The 25,428-nt window shown below is 71.7% G+C and carries 20 protein-coding genes; 8 read left to right on the top strand and 12 right to left on the bottom strand.

Annotated features, from left to right (window positions below):
• Window positions 1-20: 20 nt before the first annotated feature.
• Window positions 21-578, bottom strand: a complete 558-nt coding sequence (locus tag OV208_RS00530; RefSeq protein WP_120545387.1) for a helix-turn-helix domain-containing protein — start codon at window positions 576-578, stop codon at window positions 21-23.
• A gap of 87 nt (window positions 579-665) precedes the next feature.
• Between OV208_RS00530 and OV208_RS00525 the strand changes: the two genes are divergently transcribed.
• Complete coding sequence (locus OV208_RS00525) at window positions 666-1,388, top strand: SDR family NAD(P)-dependent oxidoreductase (protein WP_267571814.1); 723 nt, start codon at window positions 666-668, stop codon at window positions 1,386-1,388.
• Window positions 1,385-2,410 (top strand): S-adenosylmethionine:tRNA ribosyltransferase-isomerase, encoded by a 1,026-nt coding sequence (locus OV208_RS00520; protein ID WP_267571813.1) that lies wholly within the window; start codon window positions 1,385-1,387, stop codon window positions 2,408-2,410. The genes OV208_RS00525 and OV208_RS00520 overlap by 4 nt, the downstream gene beginning before the upstream one ends.
• Window positions 2,411-2,414: 4 nt before the next feature.
• On the opposite strand, the gene OV208_RS00515 is transcribed toward OV208_RS00520, so the two are convergent.
• The 3 genes from OV208_RS00515 to OV208_RS00505 form a co-directional block, all read right to left on the bottom strand.
• Entirely contained in the window at window positions 2,415-3,638 is a 1,224-nt protein-coding gene (locus OV208_RS00515) for a zinc-dependent alcohol dehydrogenase (RefSeq protein WP_267571812.1), read from the bottom strand.
• Window positions 3,639-3,795: 157 nt separating this feature from the next.
• On the bottom strand, window positions 3,796-5,316 hold the full coding sequence (locus OV208_RS00510; RefSeq protein ID WP_267571811.1) for a Ppx/GppA phosphatase family protein: 1,521 nt from the start codon (window positions 5,314-5,316) through the stop codon (window positions 3,796-3,798).
• Between the two features lie 146 nt (window positions 5,317-5,462).
• Window positions 5,463-6,044, bottom strand: a complete 582-nt coding sequence (locus OV208_RS00505) for a hypothetical protein (protein WP_267571810.1) — start codon at window positions 6,042-6,044, stop codon at window positions 5,463-5,465.
• A 396-nt stretch (window positions 6,045-6,440) separates the two neighbouring features.
• On the opposite strand from OV208_RS00505, the gene OV208_RS00500 reads away from it, so the two are divergent.
• Complete coding sequence (locus tag OV208_RS00500) at window positions 6,441-7,451, top strand: serine/threonine-protein kinase (RefSeq protein ID WP_420714969.1); 1,011 nt, start codon at window positions 6,441-6,443, stop codon at window positions 7,449-7,451.
• A 24-nt stretch (window positions 7,452-7,475) separates the two neighbouring features.
• On the opposite strand, the gene queF is transcribed toward OV208_RS00500, so the two are convergent.
• Complete coding sequence (queF, locus tag OV208_RS00495) at window positions 7,476-7,835, bottom strand: preQ(1) synthase (RefSeq protein ID WP_267571808.1); 360 nt, start codon at window positions 7,833-7,835, stop codon at window positions 7,476-7,478.
• A 194-nt stretch (window positions 7,836-8,029) separates the two neighbouring features.
• Here queF and OV208_RS00490 point away from each other — a divergent pair, with 194 nt between their 5' ends.
• Entirely contained in the window at window positions 8,030-9,928 is a 1,899-nt protein-coding gene (locus tag OV208_RS00490; RefSeq protein ID WP_267571807.1) for an ATP-binding protein, read from the top strand.
• A gap of 24 nt (window positions 9,929-9,952) precedes the next feature.
• On the opposite strand, the gene OV208_RS00485 is transcribed toward OV208_RS00490, so the two are convergent.
• Genes OV208_RS00485 through OV208_RS00475 form a run of 3 tightly spaced genes read right to left on the bottom strand, consistent with a single transcriptional unit; the run spans window position 9,953 to window position 13,957 of the window.
• Entirely contained in the window at window positions 9,953-10,744 is a 792-nt protein-coding gene (locus OV208_RS00485) for a carbohydrate deacetylase (RefSeq protein WP_267571806.1), read from the bottom strand.
• Complete coding sequence (locus tag OV208_RS00480) at window positions 10,711-11,727, bottom strand: alpha/beta hydrolase family esterase (protein WP_267571805.1); 1,017 nt, start codon at window positions 11,725-11,727, stop codon at window positions 10,711-10,713. The genes OV208_RS00485 and OV208_RS00480 overlap by 34 nt, the downstream gene beginning before the upstream one ends.
• A 10-nt stretch (window positions 11,728-11,737) precedes the next feature.
• Window positions 11,738-13,957 (bottom strand): protein kinase domain-containing protein, encoded by a 2,220-nt coding sequence (locus OV208_RS00475; RefSeq protein WP_420714968.1) that lies wholly within the window; start codon window positions 13,955-13,957, stop codon window positions 11,738-11,740.
• Between the two features lie 371 nt (window positions 13,958-14,328).
• Here OV208_RS00475 and OV208_RS00470 point away from each other — a divergent pair, with 371 nt between their 5' ends.
• From OV208_RS00470 to OV208_RS00460, 3 genes are all read left to right on the top strand, one after another.
• Window positions 14,329-15,606, top strand: a complete 1,278-nt coding sequence (locus OV208_RS00470; RefSeq protein WP_267572782.1) for an amidohydrolase family protein — start codon at window positions 14,329-14,331, stop codon at window positions 15,604-15,606.
• A gap of 57 nt (window positions 15,607-15,663) precedes the next feature.
• Window positions 15,664-16,224: a peroxiredoxin gene (locus OV208_RS00465; RefSeq protein WP_267571803.1), complete on the top strand. Its 561-nt coding sequence runs from the start codon at window positions 15,664-15,666 to the stop codon at window positions 16,222-16,224.
• A gap of 228 nt (window positions 16,225-16,452) precedes the next feature.
• Complete coding sequence (locus OV208_RS00460) at window positions 16,453-17,544, top strand: CgeB family protein (protein ID WP_267571802.1); 1,092 nt, start codon at window positions 16,453-16,455, stop codon at window positions 17,542-17,544.
• 49 nt (window positions 17,545-17,593) lie between these two features.
• Here OV208_RS00460 and OV208_RS00455 read toward each other — a convergent pair whose 3' ends face one another.
• Complete coding sequence (locus OV208_RS00455; RefSeq protein WP_267571801.1) at window positions 17,594-21,151, bottom strand: hypothetical protein; 3,558 nt, start codon at window positions 21,149-21,151, stop codon at window positions 17,594-17,596.
• Window positions 21,152-21,221: 70 nt separating this feature from the next.
• Window positions 21,222-23,327 (bottom strand): chloride channel protein, encoded by a 2,106-nt coding sequence (locus OV208_RS00450; RefSeq protein WP_267571800.1) that lies wholly within the window; start codon window positions 23,325-23,327, stop codon window positions 21,222-21,224.
• Between the two features lie 175 nt (window positions 23,328-23,502).
• On the opposite strand from OV208_RS00450, the gene OV208_RS00445 reads away from it, so the two are divergent.
• Window positions 23,503-23,943, top strand: a complete 441-nt coding sequence (locus OV208_RS00445; protein WP_120542695.1) for a peroxiredoxin — start codon at window positions 23,503-23,505, stop codon at window positions 23,941-23,943.
• Between the two features lie 30 nt (window positions 23,944-23,973).
• Here the strand turns inward: OV208_RS00445 and OV208_RS00440 are convergent, their stop codons facing one another.
• Window positions 23,974-24,768 carry a DUF1109 domain-containing protein gene (locus OV208_RS00440; RefSeq protein ID WP_267571799.1) on the bottom strand — a complete coding sequence of 265 codons (795 nt, stop codon included), beginning with the start codon at window positions 24,766-24,768 and terminating at the stop codon, window positions 23,974-23,976.
• Complete coding sequence (locus OV208_RS00435) at window positions 24,765-25,394, bottom strand: RNA polymerase sigma factor (protein WP_267571798.1); 630 nt, start codon at window positions 25,392-25,394, stop codon at window positions 24,765-24,767. The genes OV208_RS00440 and OV208_RS00435 overlap by 4 nt, the downstream gene beginning before the upstream one ends.
• Window positions 25,395-25,428: the final 34 nt, after the last annotated feature.

The raw sequence follows: 25,428 nt of genomic DNA, 5'->3' as shown, positions 1-25,428 counted from the left end.
ACGAACCTCTGGCGGCCTGCTTAGAGGGACGGGGTGAGCAGCACGACGGAGTAGCCCACCGCCGTGCGCGTCCCGGGGTTCTCGTACGAGTGCTTCTGGTCTCCCCGGAAGACGACGACGTCCCCGGCTTCGAGGACGAAGCGCTCGCCACTGGCCACCAGGGCGAGCGTGCCGGACTCACAGGCCAGGTATTCACGCGTGCCGGGCGTGTGGGGCACGCCGGTGATGCGGGCCTGCGATGGCAGCTCCAGCCGGTCGAACTCCATGCCGGGCAGCGGGTCGGGCAAGAGCTTGCGCAGGAAGGCCGCGCCTCGCTGACGCACCGGCAGGCTGTCGCGGCGGTAGTGACGCGCGCTCGCCTTGGGGCGGGCGAGCAGCTCCTCCAACGACACCTGGAGCGCTCCCGCCACCCGGTGCAGCACGGACAGCGTGGGGTTGGCCGCGCCGGATTCCAGATGGGCCCAGGTGGCCCGGGGCACGCCCGCCAGCTTCGCGAGCTGCACCTGCGTGGCACCCCGTGTCTCGCGCAGCGTCCGCAGGTTGCGCGCCAGTCTGCCGGGAAGGTCCTCGTCGCTCATGCGCTGACATTCTGCCAACCCGTTGGCGGTGATGCCATCACATCGGAGTCCCGGGGCTATTGCTCTTCCCCAAGGAGGAGCAGACCCATGGACGTGAAGAACCAAGCGGTGCTGGTGACGGGAGCGAGCAGGGGACTGGGGCGTGCCTTGATGGAGGTCTTCGCGCGGCGGGGCGCCCGGGTGGTGGGCGTGGCCCGGGACGCGAAGGCGTTGATGGCGGCGGTGACGCCGCTCCGGGCGCAGGGTCTGGCGGTGCACGCGCTGGCCTACGACGTGGGGGACAAGCAGTCCATCTACCCGCTGGTGGGTTCGGCCACCGCGCTGGTTGGGCCGCTGGACGTGCTGGTGAACAACGCGAGCAGCCTGGGCCCCACTCCGCTGCCCCTGTTGTTGGACACGGCGTGCGAGGACGTGTCGCGGGTGCTGGAGGTCAACGTGCTGGGCCCCTTCCGGCTCACCAAGGCGGTGGCGGGGAGCATGGTGCTGCGAGGCCGGGGACTCGTCGTCAACATCACCTCCGACGCGGCGGTGTCCGCGTATCCCCGCTGGGGCGCCTACGGAGTGTCGAAGGCGGCGCTGGACCACCTGACGCGCATCTGGGCCGCCGAACTGGAGGGCAGCGGCGTGCAGTTGCTGTCGGTGGACCCTGGGGACATGGACACGCGCATGCACAGCGATGCGATTCCGGACGCGGATCCGGCGACGCTGGCGAAGCCGGAGGACGTGGCCGCGCGCATCCTCGCGCTGGCGGAGACCCGCGACGCCCCGGCCGGTCAGCGGTTCGAGGCCGCGAAGTGGGAGGCCGCATGAACGCCGCCCGCTGGCCCCGGGAACACCCCGACGCGGCAAGGCTGCTGCACGTGGAGCCCCGCGCGGGTCGCATCACCGACGGCATCGCCTCGGGACTGCCCGAACTCCTGCGCGAGGGAGACCTGCTGGTGCTGAACGACGCGGCCACGCTGCCCGGCTCGCTCACGGGCCGCACCGGCGCGGGTGCACCCATCGAGCTGCGATTGCTGGCCCATGAGCCGGACGGCACCTGGACGGCGGTGCTCTTCGGCGCGGGAGACTGGCGCCGCCGCACCGAGGACCGCCTCCCCCCGCCCGAGCTGCCCGTGGGCGCGCACCTGGAAGTCGGAGGGCTCAAGGCACGGGTGGTGGAAGTGCTGCCGCCTTCGCCCCGGCTCCTGCGCGTGGCCTTCGACCTGAGCGGCGCGGCGCTCTGGCACGCGCTCTACCAGGCGGGGCGGCCCGTGCAGTACGCGCACACCGCCGGGCCGCTGGCGCTGTGGCATGTGCAGACGCTCTACGCCGCGCGCCCCTGGGCCGCGGAGATGCCGTCCGCGGGCCTGCCCCTCACCGCGTCCGTGTTCTCGCGGTTGAAGGCGCGGGGCGTTCGTTGGGCTTCGCTCACCCACGCGGCGGGACTCTCCTCCACGGGAGACGCGGTCCTGGATGCGGCGCTGCCCCGGCCGGAGCGTTCGGACATTCCCGTTCGCACGGTGGAGTTGGTGGAGGAGACGCGGGCGCAAGGAGGCCGCGTGGTGGCGGTGGGCACCACCGTGGTGCGGGCGCTGGAAGGGCGCGCGACGCAGCACGGAGGACGGTTGGTGGCGGGAGAGGACGTGACGGACCTGCTGCTTGGGCCGGGCTACGTGCTCCGGGTGGTGCACGGGCTGCTCACCGGCGTGCACGAACCCGGGAGCAGTCACCATGCCCTGCTCCAGGCCTTCGCGCCGCTTCCGCTGCTGCACCGGGCGGCGGCGCATGCGGAAGCGGCGGGCTACCTGGGGCACGAGTTCGGCGACACGTGCCTGGTGCTGGACGCCTGAGTCGTTACTGGACGGTGGCGCCGGGCTCCAACTCCACCTTCACCCAGCCGGGCTTGCGTAAGTCGAAGTTGCGGTACGCGTCGATGGCGGAGGCCATGGACTTCACGTGGCTGAGGATGGCGGTGGGGTCCACGGTGCCGGAGCGCACCAGCTCCAAGAGGCGCGGGATGTACTTGCGGTGGTTGCAGTTGCCCATGCGCAGGGTGAGGTTCTTGTTCATCGCCGCGCCAATGGGGAACGCGTTCATCGTCTGCGGGTACACGCCGATGATGGACAGCGTGCCGGCCTTGGCCAGCGACTCCACGGCCCACTGCGCGGCCTGGGACGGCGCATCGCCCGGCACCCAGTTGTCGCCGTCCGGCTTCGTCTTGGGTGCGACCTGGGCCACCTCGCGCTTGAACTCGGGCTTCTCCGCCTTGGCCTTCCTGGCGGCGGGGCCGTGGTGCGCGTGCACGGCGTCCACGCCCACCGCGTCGATGGCTCGGTCCACGCCGATGCCCGCGGTGAAGCGCTTGAGCGTCTCCACGGGGTCTTCCTTCTCGAAGTTGATGACCTCCGCGCCCTGGCTGCGCGCCAGCTCCAGCCGGTCCTCGTGGCAGTCGATGGCGAACACGCGGCCCGCGCCCAAGAGCTTCGCGCTCACGATGGCGAACAGGCCCACGGGGCCGCAGCCGAACACCGCCACGGTGTCACCGGGTTTGATCTCCGCCATCTCCGCGCCGAAGTAGCCGGTGGGGAAGATGTCGGAGACGAGGATGGCCTGGTCGTCGGTGACGCCAGCGGGCACCTTCACCAGGGTGACGTGCGCGAACGGGATGCGCGCCTTCTCCGCCTGGAGGCCGTCGAAGGGGCCCGTCATGCCGGGGCCGCCGAAGAAGGCGGTGCCCGCGGCGGGGCCGTTGGGGTTGGCGTCGTTGCACTGGGCGTAATAGCCGGAGCGGCAGTAGGAGCAGTTGCCGCACGCGATGGTGGAGCAGATGACCACGCGGTCGCCCACGTTGAAGTTGCGCACGTCCTCGCCCAACTCCTCGATGACGCCCACGCCTTCGTGGCCCAGTACGGTGCCGGGCTTCATGCCGGCCATGGTGCCGCGAATCATGTGCAGGTCGGTGCCGCAGATGGCGCTGGCGGTCAGCCGCACGACGGCGTCGGTAGACTCGCGGAGCTTCGGCTCCGGGACGTCGTCCAGCCGGATGTCGCCAATGCCATGGAATACGACGGCCTTCATGATGCGCTCCTTGCCCGCCCGGGGGCTCGAATGACGAAACGGCCCCCGGTGCGCGCCGCGCACGAGACCTGTTGTCACTGGAGGTGGCCACGGAGGTGCGGCCGGGCAAAACCCGCGCTGCTCTCCTCTCTGGTGAGCAGGCAGGGGGACGACGGTCCTAACGTCCGGCCGAGTGCACCTGGAAGGCGAGTCGCTTGCCGAAGACCTTGCGGAAGGGGGCGACCTCGCGCTCCGCGTTCCACAGCTCCAGGTCCAGCGGCTGCTTCGCGTGCAGGTGCAGCGTCACGATGTCGCGGCCGTGCGTGACCTTGAAGTCGCGGATGGGCTGATGGTGGCTGTGGTCCAACGCGTTCGCCAGCCGCAAGAGCGTGGCCAGCTTGCGCACGCGCCGTGCTTCGGACGGGGTGAGGCCCGCCATGCCGGAGTGGGACAGCTCCGGCTGGGAGCGCCGGTGGTAGCGCGCGACCCGCGCGATGATTTCGCGCTCGCGGTCCGCGAGGCCGGGGATGTCCGCGTTGTGGATGAGGTAGTACGTGTGCCGGTGGTGGCGCTCGTGGCTGACCGCCGTGCCAATGTCGTGCAGCAGCGCGGCGACCTCCAGGTGCGGGCGCACGGAGAGGGGCAACTGGTGCAGCGCGGCCAGCCCGTCGAAGAGGGCCAGGGACATGCGGGACACCTGGCGGGCGTGCTTCTCGTCGAAGAAGAAGCGCTGCCCGATGGCGAGCGCCGCGTCCGCGAGGCTGTGGTCGTCGCGCGATTCGTCCTGGCGGTAGAGCAGGTCCACCAGCAGGCCGTCGCGCAGGCCCCGGTTGACGACGCTGATGGAGTCCACGCCCAGGTGCTTCGCGACGCCCTCCAGGATGACGGCGCCGGAGACGATGATGTCCGCGCGGCGCGGGTCGAAGCGCTTGCGGCGGCGCTCCGGCGGCATCGAGGCCAGCGTCTCCACGGACTGGGTGAGCTGTCGCACGGTGGCGTTGCCCCCGTTGTCGTTGACCGCGAAGCCCACCACGGCCTGGATGGTGCCGGAGGAGCCCAGCGCCACGCGGGGCAGCGTGGGGAGTTCTTCCGGCAGGGTCTTGTGGAGCACCTCGTTGACGAAGCCACGCATCAGCCGCAACTGCTTGGGCGTCACCGTGCGGGAGGTGTCGAACACCTCCGTGAGGCGCACGGAGCCCAGCGCGAGGCTCCACAGGTCGTCGGGCTTCTCGCCGGTGGCGATGGCCACCTCGGTGCTGCCTCCGCCAATGTCCACGAGCAGCGAGCGGGCGTTGGCGGGCTTCCTGTGCAGCACGCCCAGGCAGATGAGGCGGGCCTCTTCCTTGCCGCTGACGACCTCCAGGTCCAGGCCCGCTTCCTCATGCACGCGGCGCACGATGTCCTGGCGGTTGCGGGCTTCGCGCAGGGCGCTGGTGGCGACGGCGCGCACCTGGGCCTTGTGGCGGCGGCAGAGCGCGGCGTAGCGGCGCAGGGTGGACAGGAGGCGCTCGGCGGTCTCCGGGGACATCTCGCCGGTGGCGAAGACGCCTTCGCCGGGGCGGATGGGGTCGCGCTCCTGGTGGAGGGTTTCCAGCGAGCCGTCCGCGTCGGGGCGCGCGAGCTCCAGGCGCACGGCGTTGGTGCCCACATCAATGGCGGCGAGGACGGGAGGCGGGGTCGGGCGGGCGGAAGGGGCCATGGGCTCGCGGGCTGAACGCCCGGAAGAGGTGCGGTCCTTCCGGGCCGCGTCTCTTCCGGGTGGGGGGCGTTCCTAGCGTAGCCGTGTGACAGCCGCATGGCGCCTGCGAAGAAGCAGGGAGGGGAGCGCTTTCTGCCCGGGAGGGGTCAGTAGGGGGAAGCGGTGTCAGCGGAGCTGTCGGCCCGGATCTGACGGGAGCGCTCGCGCAGGTCTCGCCAGGCGGCCTCGTACTCCTCGCGGGCCTGCTTCCAGGCGGCGCCGCGGGCGTGGCCCAGGTGCTGGAGGAGGCTGCGGGTGTTCAGGAGGGCGCTCTTCATGAAGTCGAACTCCTGGCGGGTGAGGAGCGAGTCCTCGGCGGCGGTGCGTTGGCGGGCGGCCTCCCACTGATCCATCTGGGCGCCCAGGTTGCGCAGTTCGGCCTCACGTTCACGGCGGTAGCCGGCGCGCAGCTGGTCCCACTGGAGGCCGGCGCGGTCCAGGTGGTCCAGGAACCGGGTGCGGGCCTTCTCCGCGGCGGTCTTCACTCGGTGCCAGTCTTGTTGATCCGCGTGGCGCAGGGCCTGGACCTCGCGATGGAAGTCGTCGCTGCGCTCCTTGGCGCCGGTGATGAGATCCAACTCGTCCTCGCTCTCCGCGAGGTCCGACTGGGCTTCGAGTTCCTGGAAGCGCGCGGTCGCTTCGCGTTGCTCCGCTTCCATCTTCTGGATGTAGGCATCACGTTCCGTCATGGCGTTCCCCCTGGGCACGTTCGATGGAAACAGCATGCGAATGCGTGCCCAGGGGTGCACGTGCAGGGGGAACAGGAGGCGGAGCGCTCCGTCGAGGAACCGGCGCTGACGTGTGCCCGTGACGACTTCATCCGGTGACGGCGGGCCGGGATGTGTCTGATACAGCCCTCCTGCCAGCCCGTGGGCCCCAGGTAGGCTTCCTGGCGTGAGACAGCGACACCGCGTCTTTCCATCACACCTGTGCGAACGTCCCGTATCGCCAGGGCCCATCGACGCATGCGACGTGAGTCGCTACCCTTCGGCCCCGTGAGCATCGCCGAGCCGAAGACCGATAAAGCTGTTCGTCACCGCAAGATTGGCGCCTGCCGCGTGCTGGGAGAGCTGGGCAGGGGCGGTATGGCGCTCGTGTATCGCGGCCTGCACGAGCTGCTTCAGCGCGAGGTGGCCATCAAGGAGCTGCTGCCCGAAGGCCAGCGCGACAAGGAGGCCCTGTCCCGCTTTCGCCGCGAGGCCCTGGCGCTCGCCGCCTTCCGCCACCAGAACATCGTCACCCTCTATGACCTGGTGGAGAAGAACGACAGCTTCTTCATGGTCATGGAGTACGTGGACGGCCCCACCCTCCACGCCCTCATCAAGGACGGCCCGCTGCCCCCGGACGTCGCCGCCGTCATCGGCGCTCGCATCGCCAGCGCGCTCGACCATGCGCACTTCCGCCGCATCATCCACCGCGACCTCAAGCCCGCGAACGTCATGCTCACCAAGTCCGGTGAGGTGAAGCTCATGGACTTCGGTATCGCCAAGGACGTGGGGCTCGAAGCCCTCACCCAGCAGGGCATGGCGGTGGGCACGCCCTCCTACATGTCCCCGGAGCAGGTGACCGGCGCCGCCATCGACGCGCGCACGGACATCTTCTCCCTGGGCGTCCTCCTCTATGAGGCCCTCACCGGCACTCGCCCCTTCGTGGGGAAGACGGCCGGCGAGGTGTTCGCCCGCATCCGCGACGGCAAGTTCACGCCCCTCCACAAGGTGGCGCCCAACGTGCCCGCGCCCCTGGCGCGCATCGTGAAACGCGCGTTGGCCGTGAAGCCGGAGGCCCGCTTCCCGGACGCCGCCGCCATGCGCCGCGAACTGGACCTGTTCCTCGCCCACGAGGTGCGCGTGTCCCACCCCGCGCTGCTCATCGCGTTCCTTCGCTACCGCGAGAAGCTCACGGAGACGGAGGCCCTGGCCCACCTCACCCAGCAGGAGTTGGGCGTGTTGGACGTCTTCTCCGCGCCGAAGCCCGCGAAGCGCAGCCAGCTCAAGTGGGTGCTGGCCGCGCTCGCCGCGGGCACGGTCGCCGTGGGCACCGGCCTCTACCTCTCCCAGCCCCAGTGGGCGCCGCTCCTGGAGCAGCTCACCCGCTGAAGGATGGGCGAAGGAGGCCCGCGCCTACTTCTGCTTTTCGTGCGTGACGGTGACGATGGTGCCGATGCCGCCGCGCACGAAGAAGTCGCCCACCACGGTGAGCTTGCGCGGATTGATGGCCTTCACGATGTCGTTCGCGATGGTGTTGGTCACCTTCTCGTGGAAGGCGCCCTCGTTGCGGTACGACCACATGTAGAGCTTCAGGCTCTTCAGCTCCACGCAGAGCTGATCCGGCACGTACTTGATGGTGAAGCGCGCGAAGTCCGGCTGGCCCGTCAGCGGGCACAGGCACGTGAACTCCGGAACGTCGAAGGCGATCTCGTAATCGCGCTCGGGGGCGGGATTGGGGAAGGTCTGGACTTCCTTGGACGGCTGAGAGGACATGGCGGTGTCGTCTAGCACACGTCCGCTGGCTGTCGCCGCCCTCCCTCGCGGTGCACCCCTGGCTGCCCGGCACCCCCTTTGTCCGGGTTCCAACGCGCCGGGGCCCCGGAGGGCAGCAGATCGCCGGGGGGTGGTTGGCGAAGATGAGAGGGGGTTCATATCTCCCCCAAGCGAGCCCTGCCGTACCCCCATCCATGCCGCCACCCAACGACCTCGAGGAAGTCCTCTCGTGCCTGCCCCAAGCGCTGTTGCGCGTGGGACCCGACCTTCGCGTCCAGTGGTGCGAGGAGGGCTTCGCGGCCAAGACGGGCGTGGCGATTCCACCCGGCGGCACGCTGCTGGACGCGCTGGAGCACAGCCGCAGCCTGGACGCCCTGGAACGCGCCATCCGCGAGGGCCGGCCCCACACGGGCCATGTCATCACCCGAGCCCTCCGACAGGTGCGCGTGCAGGTGAAGCCCACCCGCACGGGCGACTCCGCCGGGGCCTGGCTGGTGATGGAGCCCTCCGGCGTGGACGACGAGGGCGCCTTTTCACAGGCCGTGCGGGAGATTGCCCGCGCGGTGGGTGAGTCGCTGGAGGTCGACCGTGTCTGCTCGGCCGCCGTGGTGTCCCTGGTGAGGTGTGCCCAGGTGCGACGCGCGGAGGTGTTCCTCTACGAGGAGGACGACGCGACGCTGCGCCGCATGGCGGTGTCGGACCTGGAGGGGCTCGACATGCCGGGGGACGCGTTCGACCCCTCGGAGGACCCCTACCGGCAGGCCCTGGCCCTGCGCCAGCCGCAGTTGGGCATCCAGCGGGGCTACGGGGACGCGGTGGGGTCGGTGTTCGCGGCGGTGCCGTTGTGCGCGCCTCGCCGCACGGTGGGCCTGCTGCTCATCTACAAGGAACAGGGCGCTTCGTTCTCCGTGCGGGAGCTGGAGATGTGGAGCGCGGCGGCCAGTCAGCTCGCGGTGGCGGTGGAGAACGCCCGGCTGTTGCGCGAGGCCCAGGCGGCCCTGCGCGTGCGCGAGGAGTTCATGTCCATCGCGTCGCACGAGCTGAAGACGCCGCTCACGCCGCTCAAGCTGAGCCTGTACACGATGGAGCGCCGCATCGCCGCGGGGCAGCCGGTGGAGCTGGCCAGCGTGCTCAAGTCGAAGCGGCAGGTGGACCGGCTCGCGGGGCTGGTGGAGGACCTGTTGGACGCAAGCCGCCTGGAGTTGGGGCGGCTGGCGCTGGACTCCGCGCCGTTGGAGGTGGGGCAGTTGGTGGCGGAGGTGGTGGATCACTTCCGCCATGCCTTCGAACGGCCCTTCTCCGTGGAGGTGCCGCCCGACGGCGTCTGGATGCTGGGTGACCGCGACCGGCTGGAGCAGGTGTTGGTGAACCTGCTGGAGAACGCGCACAAGTACAGCCCGGCGGGAGCGCCCATCGCGGTGCGGGTGGAGCGCACGGCGGAGGCGGCGCGCATCCAGGTGCAGGACCACGGCATCGGGATTCCGGGCGCGGACCAGGGACAGGTGTTCCAGCGCTTCTACCGGGCGCGCAACGTGTCGCACCGCAACTTCGGTGGGCTGGGGCTGGGGCTGTTCATCAGCCACTCCATCGTGAAGATGCACGGTGGCTCGCTGGCGCTGAGCAGCCGCGAGGGCGACGGTTCCACCTTCACGTTGGACCTGCCACGCATGGCGGCGCATGAGGTGCGCAGGCTGCCTCGTCGCGTGCTGGTGCTGGACGAGGATCAGGGGCAGGAGGCTTCCGCGGAGCGGACGCTGCGGGCGGAGGGCTTCGAGGTGTTCACCGTGCAGAACGGCGCGGAGGCTCTGCGCAAGGCGACGCACCTGCCCGTGGACCTCATCGTGCTGTCGACGAGCGCCACGCAGTCCCAGGTGGGCTCCTTCCTGGAGACGTTCGCCACGCTGCCCCGAGCCCGGCCGGTGCCCATCCTGCTGGCGGGGGATTCGCGGCCGTGGTGGGCGCAGGAGAACGCCGCGCTGTGCTCGCGGCCCTACCGCGCGGACGAACTGCTCGAGGGCGTGCGCAACATGCTGCACCGGGCGCGGCGCCGGTTGGTGCCGCCGGTGGAGTCGGAGCCCGTGCTCGCGTCGTAGCCAGGCGTGAGGATCCGTGTCCGCTCAGGACGTGCCGAGCACGCGGAAGTCCGTGGGACGCAGTCCCGCACGCTCCAGCGCTTCACGTGAGCGCGGATGGAGGAAGGTGGCCAGCTCCACCTCGCGCTGCTCCGCATAGCGGCTGGTGACGAGTTCGGGCAGGTGGCCCGGGTGGCACATCCACTCCGTGACGCCTTCGGTGGGAAGCGCTTCCAGCGCCGCCGCGAAGCGCTCTGGCGTCCAGTACGCCGCTTCTCCGGACTCCCCCACGAAGGCATCATTCGTGGCCACGCCGAGCGCCCGGAGCGCATCGCGCATGGCCGTGTCGATGGACCGCACCGGAAGTCCCGCGCGCCGTGCGACCCGCGCCAGTCCCTCCAGCACGCGGGGATGACGGTGCAGGTGCTTGTGCACGTCCACGTGGGTGGCGGGCCGGCCTAGCAGCCGCTCCGCCCGGCCCAGCTGCGCGAACACTTCCGCCTCCACCACGTCCACCGGGAGCGCGTCCACGCGGGCTCCAATGAAGCCTCCCTCCATGGAGCGGAACTCGCGCGGAAAGTCGGGACCGACCGGCGGACCCCGGTCGAGGTTCAGATGCAACCCGATGGCGAGCCCTTGCGATTGCCTCGCGGCCTCCTCCGACCACGGCGTGTTCACCAGGAGCGTGGCGGAGGAGACGACGCCCTCTCGCAGCGCCTGGAGCAGGCCCCGCGTGATGCCAGGGTCGTAGCCCAGGTCGTCGGCGCTGAGGATGAGGGCGCGGGGGGGCGTGGCGTGCTCCTTCAGGGCCGGGGGCGGGCCTGGAAGAAGCGCCACATCTGCTGTGTCGCGTCCAGGTCCGACGTGCCTCCGTTGTAGCCGGGCTGACCGGGCCAGGCATGCTTGCCGCCGGTGATGGCGCACAGGCTCGCGGTGGCGCTCTCCGGCGTGCAGCCGGTGGCGGCGACACAGGTGGTGTTGCCCTGCTGGAACGTCTGTTGTTCCGGGCCGGTGCAGCCGTTGCGCTCCGCGAAGCGACGCACGGACTCGGCCGCGGACGGATAGGGCCTGCCCCCGAGGATGTTGCTGCCACCTTCGTAGAAGATGGTCTCGTCGGCGGTGCCGTGGAAGTGGAGCACGGGGATGGGCCGGGACGGATTGCAGTCCGCCAGTCCCTCCATGCCCGCGACGGACGCGATGGCGGCGAAGCGTTGGGCGCGCTCACAGGCCAACCGGTAGGAGAAGAAGCCGCCGTTGGAGAAGCCGTTGGCGAAGACGCGGCGCGGATCCGTGCACACGCGCGTGTCCAGGTCCGCGAGCAGCGCGTCCACGAAGCCCACGTCGTCCACGTTGGCGATCTGCGCCGGGCCACAGCACGCGACGCCGTTCCAACCCCGGCTGTCCGGTTCGCCCTGTCCGTAGACCTCCGGGAAGTTGAGGCCGCGCGGGTACACCGCGATGAAGCCTTCGGTGTCGCCCAGCGTGGAGAACTGGCTCAACTGCTCCTGCTCCACCTCGGTGGAGGAGAAGCCATGGAAGCTGAACACGACGGGCGTGGGCTTCGTGGCGTCGTAGCCGGTGGGAACGTGGACGCGGTAGGCGCGCGTGCGGCCCCCGTGCTCGACCGTCCAGTCGTAGGTGCCCGCCGCCACGGTGAGGCCCGCGCAGGAGGTGCGGTCCGCGGGTGCCACGTCCCCGGCCGTGGGGTCTGGATCCTGCGTCCCCGCGTCGGGCGTGGGCTCATCATCCGAGACGGGGTGACAGGCGGCGGCCGTCATCAGCAGGCTGGACGCGGCGAGGACGAGGAAGCGGAGGCGCATGGGAGGGGATCTAATTCCCCTGACCGCACTCGGCAGACAGTGTGGACGCCTGGGCGGGGAACCTTTCCGCCAGCGTACGTTTCACCTCGTCCACCGCGGCGGTGTCGCCCGCGTGGGCATGCAGCCGGCAGCGCGCCGTCAGGGCCCGGGGGTCGTCCGGGGCCAGTCGCTCTGCTTCGCGGTACTCGCGCTCTGCGCCCCGGAGGTCGCCCTGCCGGAAGAGGACGGCCCCCAGGTACGAATGGGCCACCGCGAGCGAAGGGGCCTTCCTCACCGAGCGCTTGAGCAGCGAGGCCGCGTCGTCCAGCTTCTCCTGGCGGAAGCGCACGAAGCCCAGCTCCGCGAGGGCCGCGGCGTCGTCGTGCTGACGCGTCCAGGTGGACAACACGCTGGCGGCCTCATCCAGCCGGCCCCCTTGTGACAGGAGCTGTCCGTAGCGGGGCGCGACCAGCGCGGAGCCCGGCGACTGCGCATACGCCTTCGCGAGCGCGGTCAACGCGCCCGGCACATCGCCCTGACGGGCGCGCAGTTCGGCCAGGGCCAGGGGCGCGCGGATGTCCTTCGGCGCGAGCAGCGTGGCTTCGTCGATGGCGCGCTCGGCGCGCTTGCCCATGCGCAGCTCGGTGGCGGCCCGCGCCGCGAGCAGGTGGGCTTCGGCCTCCTTGGGGAAGCGCGCGGTGTACGCCTCCGCCAGGGCCAGGGCCTGGGGGTGGGCGCCCGCGTCGAGCAGCAGGGTGCTCGCGCGCGCCAGCTCCTTGGCGGTGGCGCGTGCGTCCTTGCCCAGCCCCTCCAGCGCGGAGGCCTTCGCGTCCGCCGTCGCGGCGGCCTCGGCGGCGGCGAGCCGTGCGGTGGGCGGAACATCCGGACGCCGCAGGAACCACGTGGCCCCCGCGCCCAGTCCGCCCAGGGCGAGCACGCCCACGAGAAGCGCGATGCCCTTGCGCGACCGGGGGGCGGTGCTGCTCACTCCCGCCGTGGAGGCTTGCGCGTGCGGCCTGCTCGGGACTTCGCCGCGCGAAGAGGAGGGCGCGTGCGGCCTGCTCGGGATTTCGCCGTGCGAAGCGGAAGAGGGCGCGTCCGGCCCGCTCGGGGCTTCACCCCGTGAGGAGGTGGAGGGCGCGTCCGGATTGAGAGGGACCTCACCGCGCAGGGATACCGGACCCTCGGGCAGGACCTCGGTTCCCGCTGGAATCCCGGGCCACGAACCCGACCCGTACACGTTCGTGGACGCCGCCGTGCGCTCCGGCTCCGCGGGCCACCGTGCCGCGAATGGCGGCAGCGCGTCCGCCATGGGCGTGGCGTCCGTGCCCGAGTTCGACGGATCCGCGAGCCTCGCGCGCCGCAGGGCTTGTCGCTTGGGGTTGCGGTCCGGCGGAAACAACGTGTCCAGGTACGCGGCCACCTGCGCCGGCGTGGCGACCTCCGCGGGACCGCCCAGCAATTCGATGGCGTTGATGAAGGTCTGGAGGCTGTCAAAGCGGGCCTCCGGGTCCTTCGCGAGCGCCATCAGACACACCGCCTCCAGCGCCTGCGGCACCGACGGGTCGAACGCCGTGGGCGGCTTCGGCCGTCCTTCCGCGATGCGCGACAGCACCTCGTCGGACGACATGCCGGTGAAGGGCCGGCGGCCACAGAGCTGCTCGTAGAGCATCACCCCCGCGGCGAACAGGTCGGCGCGGTGGTCCACGCTGCGGCCGGCGATCATCTCCGGCGACATGTAGAAGAACTTGCCCTTCAGCGTCCCCGGCTCCGTGCCGGAGCCCAGCGCGTCCGCCTTCGCGATGCCGAAGTCGATGACCTTCACCGCGCCGTTGACGCCCACGTGGATGTTGTCCGGCGTGAAGTCGCGGTGGACTATTTTCAGCGGCCGGCCCGCTTCGTCCACGGCGCGGTGCGCGGCATCCAGCCCCCGGCACGCATCCACCAGCACGCGCAGGGTGATGCCCAGGGGTACCCGGTGCCCCAGCTCCGCCGCCTCCCGCCGCAGCTCCGCGAACGAACAGCCCTCCAGCAGCTCCATGGCGATGAAGGGCTCCGTGCCCTCCATGCCCAGCTCCAGGATGGACACCACGTTGGGGTGCCGGACCTGCGCGGTGATGCGCGCCTCGTTGAGGAACATCTGCACGATGCGCCGGTCCACGACCATGTGCGGCATCAGCTTCTTCACCGCCACCGCCGGGCCGCGCTGCCCGTCCGGAGCGATGGCGCGCGCCAGATACACCTCGGCCATGCCGCCCGTCGCGATGCGCGAACTCAAGCGGTAGCGACCTGCCCAGGAGAAGCCGGGTTCTGACACCAAGGTGGCGGCAGTCTACGGGCCCGTGCCCCTGGCACCCAAGGTCCTGCGGGAATGCCTGCCTGGCTGTCCCCACCCCTGAACCCTTGCTCCCGGGATGTTTCAGGAGGGCAAGGGCCCCTGGAAACGCCCATGCGCACCGTATTGGCCAGGCCGGGACGACGGGTGTGGGTGGAAGGAGGGGCGTACCCGGTGACCGGGGGCGGGGGTGCAGTGCTAACCTGCCGCGCTCGAAGTGGGACCCCTAAGGGGAAGGGGGCCGCTGTCACGAACCTCGCGCACCGTCGCGAATGCAGGGAGGGATGTTGGGCACCGTCCTCAAGGGTGGTTACGTCGTCGAACTGGAACCCGCCTCCGTCGAGCGGGTGGACCTGCGCATCGAAGGCGAGCGCATCGTGGCGCGGGGCGAGGACCTGACGCCCGGCCCCGACGACGAGGTGGTGGCGCTGTCCGGCAAGCTCGTCTTCCCGGGGCTCGTCAACGCGCACCAGCGGCTCGTGAGCGTGCTGTCGCGCGGACTGGTGCGGCCGACGCCGGAGACCTACCAGGCGCTGCTGGAGCAGGTGCGCTGGCCCTTCGAGAACGCGCTCGACCTGGACGCGGTGCAGGTGGGCGCCACGGCGGGCGGACTCGAAGCCATCCAGTGCGGCACCACGACCCTGTTCGACCTGCACGCCTCGCCCAAGGCGGTGACGGGTTCGCTCTTGCGCGTAGCGCGCGGGCTCCATGAGGTGGGCGTGCGCGGCGTGCTGTCCTATGCGGTGACGGACCGCATGGGCGCGGTGGGGCGCGAGGAGGGGCTGGAGGAGACGGTCAGCTTCGCGCGCAAGGCCCGGGGCCGCTTCCGGGGACAGGTGGGCGCGGGGCCCATGTTCACCCTGGGCGACGACGCGCTCCAGGGCCTGGGCGAGGCGCTCAACACCACCAACACCGGGCTGCACTTCCCGCTCGCGGAGGATCCGCTGGACGAACGGCTGTCCACCGAGCGCCACGGCAACCCGCCGGTGACGCGCCTGCTCAACGGAAACCTTCTGTCGCCCCGAGCGATGGCGGCGCACGCGGGCCACCTGGAGTGGGCGGACCTGGCGCAGGTGCTGGCCACGGGGACGTGGCTGGTGCACACGCCGCGCTCCAACCAGGGGCTCGAAGTGGGCTACGCGCCGGCGCTGAAGTTCGGGGCCCGCGCGTCGCTGGGCACGGACGGCACGTCGCCGGACCTGTTCGCGGAGGCGCAGGCGGCGTTCCTGCGCTCGCGCGAGGCGGGGCAGCCCATCGACGTGCTGCGCTATCTGGCCAACGGGCACCGGCTGGCGTCGCAGGTGTTCGAGGCGGCCATTGGCCCCATGCGCGAGGGCGCGCTCGCGGACCTGCTGGTGATGGACTACCTGTCGCCCACGCCGCTGACGGCGGAGACGCTGGCATGGCACGTGGTCCACGGGCTGGGCAGCCGGCACGTGGAGGCGGTGATGGTGGACGGCGTGTGGCGCGTCTGGGCGCGCCGGCCCCTGTCGGTGAACCCCTCCGTGGTGGCCGAGCAGTCGCGCGAGGCCGCGGCGGCCGTCTGGGCCCGGCTGACGACGTAGCGGGGGCGGACTTGTTCCTGGCTTGTCCCAATGTCCGGGGCCCGTTAAGTCCCGGCCATGCTCATTCCCCTGCTCGTGGTCGGACTGGTCAGCGCAGCGATTCCCCAGGTGGGCGACACCGCCCCGGACTTCACGGTGAAGGACACCGGGGGCACGTCGTACACGCTGTCGGAGATGGTGAAGAAGGGGCCCGTCATCGTGGCCTTCTTCCCCAAGGCGTTCACCGGGGGCTGCACGAAGGAGCTGACCGCGTACCGCGACCGCTACAAGGACATCGAGAAGGTACAGGGCCAGGTGCTGGCCTTCTCCACGGACGACGCGGAGACGTTGACGCGCTTCAGGACGGAGCTCAAGGCGCCCTTCGCGTTCATCCCGGATCCGGACGGCAAGGTCGTCACCGCGTACGACGTGAAGATGCCGGTGGTGACGGTGTCCAAGCGCTACACGTTCGTCGTGGGCGAGGACCGCAAGGTGCTCAAGGTGGACGAGGGCAAGGACGCCATCGACCCCACGGGCGCCATCGTCGCGTGCCCGCTGCGCAAGGCCAGCGCGGCGAAGCCCTCGGAGGCGCCCGCTGGGAACACGCCCCCCATCAAGGCCGAACCGCCGACGAAGTAGCCACGGTGTCGTGACGCAGGGGCTCCTCGCCTTGGAGGGAGGGGCCACGGTCCACTCGCGGACGTCCGGCCTGTCCGCGTGGGCCGGAGAGGTGCCCGGCCGTTGAGGAGTTCACGAGGACCCAGGGCCGCCGCCTTGTTCGTGGGCTGCCGGAAGCGATAGCCCTGGAGTCGCCGCGCGGGCGTCCACCGTCCGTTGGGGTCGGGGGCGTGAAGGAGGCCCGTTGGGATGGACATCGTCTTCCTGGGTCCGCCGTGCGGGGCGTCCGCTGAGGGCGCGCGGGGCACGGCTTCAAGATTGCTCGCGCAGGCGTTGAGGCACAGGGGGCACGCGGTCCTCCTGTTGGAGCAGGCGCTGTCCGGTGGAGCGTGGCTGGAGGGGGAGCCTTTCTTCGCGCCGTACTTGAACGTGGCGGACCTGCACGCGCGCTTCCGCTCCCGGGTGCGCCGGGCGGACCTGGTGCTGGTGGACGCGGACGTGCCCCGGGTCGCGGAGGTGGGCCGCTGGGCGACGGACACCGCGCGCGGGCTCACCGTCTGCTGGGACCGCGACACACCCCGGACGCTGCGACAGCGCCACCCGGAAGACGCATCCCGGATGACGCCCGAACAGCTCGCGGCCTACCACCTCTGCCTGTGCTCCTGCGGAGGCCCCGTGCCCGTGCGCCTGGAGCGCGAGTGGGGCGTGGCCCGGGCCCGCGCGTTCCCGCCCGGCGTGCACCCGGAGCACTTCGCGCCGCGACCACAGCAGGGAATGCGCTGGGACCTGGGGCACCTGGGGCCGCTGTCGCCGGAGCGCCGGGCGCTGCTGGGGCCGTTGCTGCTCGGGGCCGCGCGCGACTGGCCCGAAGGGCGGTTCGTCCTCGCCGGAGGCATGTCCGTCGTGGATGCGGCGTGGGCCTCCAATGTGACGCGGCAGGCGGCCCCTGCGTCGCGTGAGCGCCCGGACTTCCATGCGGCGCAGCGCTTCACGCTGGCGCTCTCCCGCGCGGAGCACTCGCCGGGCCCGCATCTGTTCGAGGCCGCCGCGTGTGGCGCGGCCCTCATCTGCGACCCCTGGCCAGGATTGGAGGACCTCTTCTCCCTGGGCGAGGAGGTGGTCGTGGCGCGCACGGCGAAGGACGTGCTGCTGTACCTGCGCGAGATGCCGGAAGCGGACCGGCTCCAACTGGGAGCACGCGCCCGCGAACGGGTGCTGGCCGAGCACACCGTGGCCCATCGGGCCCTGGCGCTGGAGCGGTACGCGCACGAGGCCGTGCGGGGCGCCTCGGCGGGTGCGCCGGTCCGGGTCCCGAATCCACTGGAGCGTTCGCTCAACTGAAGGTGCGGGGTGCCGGGAGGAGTCACCTCCCGGCAGGGGACGCGACACCCTACGCGCGCGGAGTCTTCAGCAGTTCCCTGGGAGGGAACACGAACTGCGCGGCGCCGGCCACGAGCGGCGAAGCATCCCGCTGAAGGGTGGCGAGCGTCTCCAGCCGCTCCGGCGTCCAGCCCCGTCCCTCCTGAGCGTCGCGCACCACGCACTGCACGGCCAGTCGCCGCACCTCCGGACTGGGGCTCTTTCCCAGACGCTCGCCCACCGCCTCCATCGACTCCAGCGGCAGTTGGGCCACCGCCACCTGGGCCGCCATCAGTGCATCCGCGTGCAGCCAGCCCGCATGACCCAGGGCATCCAGGTGGCTCGCGAACACCAAAGGCTCCAGGGCGATGGCCGCGCAGCGCACGCGATGCACCGCCAGGCGCGGGTCCTTCGTGAGGACGACCTCGGCCAGCAGTTGCGTCGTACGCAGGGGCACGGGGCGCATCCGCTCCCGGGGCTGGAGCAGTGAATCCAGCGCCACGCTCAGCGCCTGCCGGTCGCCCACCACCGCCTCCAGCATCCGCGCCATCAACGGCAGGTCCTGTTCGTCGGCGCGGCGGACCAGTGCCCCCATCGCCGCGCGCACCTCGTCATCGAAGGGCGACACCAACCGCGCGCCGCACGCGGCAAGGAACACCCGCTCCCGGTCCTTCACCTGGAGGAACGCCGCGCGCCGCAGCAGGTCGATGCGCGCGTCGGGCTCCGGCCGGGCCAGCACCTTCGCGAGCAGCGCGGACAGCCGCGCGTCCAGGGCCTCCGTGAGCCGGTCCGCGGGGATGTCCCCCACGCGCGAGGCCATGATGGCGTCGTCGCCCGTGACGGCCCGCTCGAACACCGCCCACGTGGGCTCGCGGTCCAGGTGGTCCCACAGCCCGCGCAGGAGCGCGATGCGCACGTCGCGGTGCAGGGGCAGGGCGTCCAGCTCCAACAGCCGTCCGTAGGCCGCGTCCGAACGCAGCTCGCCCAGCAGCCGCACCACCTCCTTGGCGACGGTGACCTTCGCGAGCGGCACGTCCGCGAGCAGCGCCAGCACCCGCGCGGGAGGCATGCCGTTGAACGCCCGGCGCAGGCCGTAGATGGCGATGCGCGCGCGCGAATCCCCCAGGCACTCAATCAGCGTGGGCACGCCCTGGCCCTGGTCGCACCGGGCCAGCACCCGCAGGGCCCGCTCCTGCACCGCGGGCCGCTTGTCGTCCGCCATCGCCTGGAGCGAGTCCATGGGCGCCCAGTCCAGCGCGGCCAGCCGCGTCACCGCCGCCAGCAGCGTGGGCGTGTCCCGCTCCGGGTCCTCGCACAGCTTGGACAGCGCGCGCGAATACATCCGGTTCTGCTCCGCCGTCCACCGGTAGAAGCCCGAGTCGAAGGGGAGGATCCAATGCGTCGCGCCCGTAGCGAACTGGCCGGTGATGGCCGGAGCGCCCAGGTACGGGCCCAGCAGGTCCTGCCGCCGCCGGTGCAGGTACTCGCGCACCACGGGGATGGCGATGGCGCTCTCGTCACGCTTGAGCAGCGTGGGCAGCATCCGGTCGAAGTCCTTGCACGCGCGGTAGCGCAGGACCCACAGCGCGTTCGCGGACGGCTTGCCCAGCCGCAGCGCTACCCGCTCCAGCTCCGATACCAGCTCCGGGTGCAGGGGCACGTCGCGCTTCTCGTGGAGCGCCAGCGTGACCACCTCGTCGTCCCAGCCCCGGTCCCTCCAGCGCCGCAGCGCGCCCGCGAGCGTCGCCTCGAAGCGGGGCCGGTCCTCCTTCGACAGCCACTGGCTGAGCGCCACCGCCAGCCGCCCATCCGGCGTCACGTCCCGCACGGAGACCAGCCACTCCGACAGGCCGGGCACCAGCGCCGCGCGCTTGCCCAGGCTCTGCGCGAGCTGGAGCAGGGGCCCGCCGCGCTCACGCTCCGCCCAGACCTTCGCCAGGGACAGCAGGAAGGGAGCGGCCCGGCGCACCTCGTCGTCGGTCAGCCGGTGCCCCAGCCCCGCGTCCCGCAGGCTGCCCCGCTCCTTGAGGAACGTGCCCAGCCACGGCGCACCCCACGCGGGGTCCGCGCCGAAGGCCCGCACGAGCAGCACCTCCGCCGCCATGGCCGTCGTCGGCGACAGGTCCGCCGCGTCCAGGGCGTCGCGCAGGATGCGGCCCAGGGCCTCGGTGTGCTCGGCGCGCCACATCCGCCGGGGCCACCCGTTCAGGGCCTGCAACATGGCCCCGCGCACCGGGTCCTGTTCGTTCTTCCGGGCCAGCACCAGCGCCAGCGCGGGTGCCACCCAGGCGGGCTCGTCCGGACGCAGACCGGGCAGGGCCAGCACCGCGCCCAGCGCCAGGCCGCGCATGCCCGCGTCGGGATGCCCCATCGAGCCCCGGAGCACGCCCAGCGCCTCGTCCCAGGGCAGCAGCCGCGCGTAGACGATGCGAGACTCGGCCCGGGTGCCCAGCGCCACCACCTCGTGCAGGTGCCGCCGCGCCTCGCGCTCGCGCAGGTCCACGGGCAGGCGCTCCAGGTAGCCCACCGGAATGACGCCGTCGCGGTTGCGCATCGCCGCGCTCCAGCGCTGGAAGACGTGTTCGCGCACACCCGCGTCCTGGATGAGGGCCATCAACTCCGTGCCCCAGTGGGGCGAACCATCCACCGCCGCGCACCAGGTCTCCGTGACGGTCCGGTGCAGGGGCTCGGCCACCTTCTTCAGCACGTCCTTCGAGGTGCCCAGCAGGTTCGGGTCGCGCTGGAGGATCCACGTCAGGGCCTCCGCATCCAGCGAGCCCACGGCCTTCGCGAACAGCAGGTGCGGAAGGGCGATGTTGGGGTATTGGCGCAGGAGGGCCAGCGTGCGCGCGGGGCGAAGCCGCACCAGCCACCGCAGCGCGCCCTCGTAGGGAGGAATGCCGCGCGCGAGCATCAACTCCAGCAGCGCTTCCGCCGCGTCGGGCACCTGCTCCGCCAGGCGCACCAGCCCCCAGTCCACGTGCATCCGCGTCACCGGATCCGCCTCGCCCGTCACCGCGCGCATCCGTTCGATGAGCACCTCGCCCAGCACCTCCGGGGCGAACCGCGCGAGCCGAGCCCAGAACCGGTGGCTGGGCCGCTCCAGCGCGCGCGCCAGGTGCCGACGCAGGCCCTGCGCCGAGGCCAGGGGCACCGCGTCCGCGAACGTGGCGCTGTCGCCCTTCTCCGCCAGTCCGTCCAGGTACGCGTCGATGACCGCGTGCCGCTTGCGAATCACCAACAGCCGCAGCAGGGACTGCTCCCGGCGCATGCCGTGCGCCATGCGCAGCGCCTCCAGGGCCTGGGCATCATCACAGGCGAGCGGCACCAGCTCGAACGCCAGCGCGCGCACCCTGAAGGAGTCGTCCGCCGTGGCCTTGAGCACCGCCACGCCATCGCGCCGGGTGAACTGTGCCGCCAGGGCCAGGCGCCTCTCGGACGCGTCCCCCCGGGCCAGGGCGTCCAGCAGCGCCTGGGCTTGCGGCTCCGTTCGGGCCCTCCGTCCCAGGTCCACCATCCGGCGCACCCGGGCGTCATGGAAGGTGGACGTCAGCTCGGCGCGCAGGGTGGACAGGGCGGGGTCGGACATGGCGCCCAAGGATGCCCGCTCCCCCGGTTTCCTGACAGACCCCGCGCCTCCTCCAGGGAGGCCGTCCGCTTCAGTGCGTCACCTCGGTCGGGGCGACGGCGTGGTCGCCGTTCGTGCGCGTGTGCTGCGCGAAGAGGAAGCGGCGCACCGACGAGCGGGTGAGGAGCCCGCAGGGGGCCAGCCCCAGCACGGGCGCCACCGGCAGCGCGTCCACGTCCTCCTGGTCCATCATCAGGAGCGCATGGGCCAGGTCCGTGTCCGGGGCCAGCGCGGGCAGCTTGCGCGCCAGGTCGCTGGCGACGAGCAGCGGGTACATGGATTCGTCCCGCCACACCTCGCGCAGTTGCTCCACCTGCACGGTGCCGTAGAGGTTGCCCAGCGTGTCCAGCACCGGCAGCGTGCCTACCTCCGACGTGAGCAGTTGGTCCGTCAGCGCGCGCAGCGGCATGCCCGCCGGCACCGCCGCCACCTGCGTCATCAGGGTCCGCACCTGGGTGCCTGTCAGCAGGTCCTCGTCGCTCACCACCTTGGTGGAGGTGCGCTCGATGAGGTAGTGGCACAGCGCGGACGCGATGGTGCACGTCACCATCAGCGGCAGGATGATGTCGTGGCTGCCGCTCAGCTCGTACAGCATCATCATGCCGGTGAGCGGTCCGCGCGTGAGCGCCGCCACCGCGCCGCCCATGCCCACGATGGCGTACGCGCCGCTGGGCCCGGTGGCCAGGGGGAAGAAGTAGTGCACCAGCGTGCCGAACGCGCCGCCCGCCATGGCGCCGATGACGGCCGCCGGGAAGAACGTGCCGCCGGAGCCGCCCGAACCAATCGTGATGGACGTGGCCAGCAGCTTCAGCACGCACGCCGTCACCAGGAAGATGAAGGGCAGTTGGCCCGCCGCCGCCAGGTTGATGAAGTCGTGACCGCTGCCCCACACCGTGGGGCTCAGGAACACGAGCACGCCCGTGCACAGGCCGCCCAGCGCCGCGCGCACCGGCAGGGGCTTCCTGCCCAGCCACGGGGAGAGCCGGCCGCCCCCGCGTCCCTGGAAGAAGTGCTCCACGCCGTGCAGCATCTTCACGAACGCGAACGCCAGCAGGCCGCATCCGATGCCCAGCGCCGCGTAGGCGAACACCTCCGCGCCGCTGACCAGCTCGTAGTTGACCCGGTTGAGCATGGGCGCTTCGTCCAGCACGCCCCGGCTCACCAGCGTGCCCGCCACGCTCGCCAGGATGATGGGGGAGAAGACGCGCAGCTCGAACTCGCGAAGGATGATCTCCATCGCGAACACCGCGCCCGCGATGGGGGCGTTGAAGGACGCGGAGATGCCCGCGCCCGCGCCACACGCCAGCAGGATGGACAGCTCCCGCCGGCTGAAGCCCAGCACGCGTCCCACGCTGGAAGCGAACGCAGCGCCGCCATAGACGATGGGGCCTTCGCGGCCCGCGGACCCGCCGCTGCCAATGGTGATGGCGGACGCGATGAGCTTGAGCAGCCCCCGGTCCGCCGGCACCACGTTGGCGCCGCTCTTCACCGCGCGCACCACCTCCGGCAGGCCGTGGCCGTGCGTCTCCGGCCGGTCGCGCAAGAGCCGTCCCACCGCGAGCCCGCCCAGCGTGGGCGCCAGCAGCACCAGCCACCAGGGCAGGTGCGGCAGCGCCGCGGGCAGGTTGTGCGCGTGGCCGAACACCGCGTTGATGGCCGCCAGCCCCACCAGCGGGTAGTAGAGCGAAAGGCCGCCCAGCGTCAGCAGCGCGAGCAGCCGCAGGCGCCGCTTCACCTCGTCGCGCGGTCCGCCCGGTTCGATGACGCGCGCGAGCAGCAGCGCGCCCAGCGCCAGGGGCACGCCCACCAGCGCGTATTCCAGGTGCCAGCGCGCGGAGGCCAGCGACTCCATCAGCGTGCGCAGGCGCTGCGGCTTGAGCGTCGCCGCCAGCTCCGCGGCGCTGAACGTGATGCCGCTCATCACGCCGATGAGGTTGGAGAAGATGCCGGCGGCCAGGCCGCTGTAGAGCCCCACCACCGCGCCCGCGATGGGCAGCACGGACGGCGTCGGCAGGCGGATGCGGTTGGACGCACCCAGCAGGAAGTAGATGAGGCGGGAAAGATTCTGCTTCGCCCACGCGCGAAGCGCGGACACGCGCTGCCCTTGGGCAGGCGGAGGTTCGTCACTGTTGTTCATTTGGAGCCCCTACTAAAGGGAGGAGCGGGGTGGGTTTCAAGCTTCTTGATGACGGCGCCCGGAGGGGGCCGCCCGGCTGCACTCCACTCCACACATCGTCCGAGCGGTGCCCGGCTGCCTGTCCCCACGGCGTGCTAGGACGGCGCCGTTCCCCCACCTCAAGGAGGCATCGCACATGCTCAAGCAGGGAGACGTGGCGCCGGAGTTCACCGTGAAGGACCATACGGGGAAGACGCACAGCCTGTCGGACTACCGGGGCAAGAACGTGGTGCTCTGGTTCTACCCGAAGGCGGACACGCCGGGCTGCACCGCGGAGGGCTGCTCCTTTCGTGACCACAAGGCCCAGTACGAACAGAAGGGCACGGTCATCCTGGGCATCAGCTTCGACACGCCGGAGGAGAACCAGGCCTTCGCGAAGAAGTTCGACTTCAACTTCCCCCTGCTGTGCGACGTGGATCGCAAGGTGGGGCTGGCCTACGGGGCCGCGGATGACGCCTCGGCCGCCAACGCGCGCCGGGTGGGCGTCGTCATCGGGCCGGACGGCAAGGTGAAGGAATGGCATGCGAAGGTGGACGCGCGCGCCTTCCCCCAGGAAGCGCTGTCGCGGCTCCAGTAGTGGGCAGGCCCGCCCTCGCGCACCGGTGAATCAGGGCGCGAAGGTGCGGGACGGCAGGCGTGAGCGGATGAACACCGCCACGCCGGCCAGCGCCACCCACGGCAGCAGGTGGCCCAGCATCAGGTGGTCCGCGGCGCCGTCGGGGCAGTGCACGTGCAGCACCAGCATGCCCACGCCCGCCGAGGACAGCCCCGCCGCCAGCGCCCGGACGGGCTGGTAGGCGGAGCGGCACAGCAGCACCAGCGCCAGGGCCAGCGGCACCACCGACAGCACCACCTCCGTGCCCAGGCACCCCAGGGTGCCTGTGAGCAGGGGCCGCGCCTCGACGCCGGAGCGCCCCGCCAACTGCGCCAGCGCCACGCCCCCCGCGCCCAGCGCCACCACGCCCAGGGGCCAGCGCCTCCGGCCCGGCGCCAGTCCCAGCAGGGCCCCGCCCCCCACGCCCGCGACGATGAGCAGCGCCACGCCCGCCACCACATAAGAAGGTGCGGAGTTGAGCAGCATCCCGTGCCGGCCCACCACGGCGAGGCCCACCGCGCCCACGACCAGATAGGTGACCAGCAGCACCAGCACGTCCCGCCACCACGGGGTGGGCAGGGGCGCCGCGGCGAGCTCCGTCAGCGACTTGCGCCGCGTCTCCTCCAGCTTCGCTTCATTGAAGGGACCCGCGAAGGGCTTGGGGGCGGGCCCGGTGTCGGGCGGCGCCAGCGCGTGGAAGCCCTCCAGCAGCGCGCGGCAGTCCTCGCAGCCGGCCGCGTGGGCGGCCAGGTCCGGAGGCAGCGGGCCGTCCAGGCAGTCCATGACGCGTTCGCACTCGGGCGTCATTCCGCTGTCTCCTGATGAAGGGGGGCGAGCAGCTCGCGCAGCCGCGCGTACCCCCTGTGGGCGCGGACCTTCACCGCGCTCTCGGTGAGGCCCAGGGCCTCGGCGATCTCCGCGAAGCCCAGGCCCTCGAAGCGATGCATGAGGATGGGCACGCGCTGTCCCTCCGGAAGCTGCTCCAGGGCGCGGTGCACGGCGCGCTCCAGGCCCGCGTCCCGGGGCTCCGGGGTGTCGGCCACGGCGGTGAGGGGCAGCTCACCTTCGGGCGTGAGGTCCTCCGGCCGGCGGTGGCGGCGCGCATGGTCCCGCGCGGCGTTGGTGGCGATGGCGTACAGCCACGGACGCACGCGAGCCCCCTCCTGGAAGCGGCCACGGGCGCGCACCAGGGACAGGAATGTGAGCTGGGTCAGGTCCTCGGCGGTGGCGGGGCTGCCCGTCAGGCGCGACAGGTAGCCCTGGATGGGGCGTGCGTAGCGCTGGAAGAGCGCATCGAACGCGGGCGCATCCCCCTGGCAGAACCGCTCCATCAACACCTCGTCCGAGTCCCCGGCACCCTCCGACAATGCCGGCATGGCACCGGTACGCACGGGCGCGTCGGGAGGTTTCACGGACGGGGAGGGCGGCTTCACGGGAGGGCGTGGACTCTACCTCCGGAGGCGCGTC

Origin of the sequence: Corallococcus sp. bb12-1 (assembly GCF_026626765.1) — a bacterium.
Taxonomy (GTDB): domain Bacteria; phylum Myxococcota; class Myxococcia; order Myxococcales; family Myxococcaceae; genus Corallococcus; species Corallococcus terminator.
Note: the sequence above shows the minus strand (reverse complement) of the source record. Positions and strands in the feature narration are given on the sequence as shown.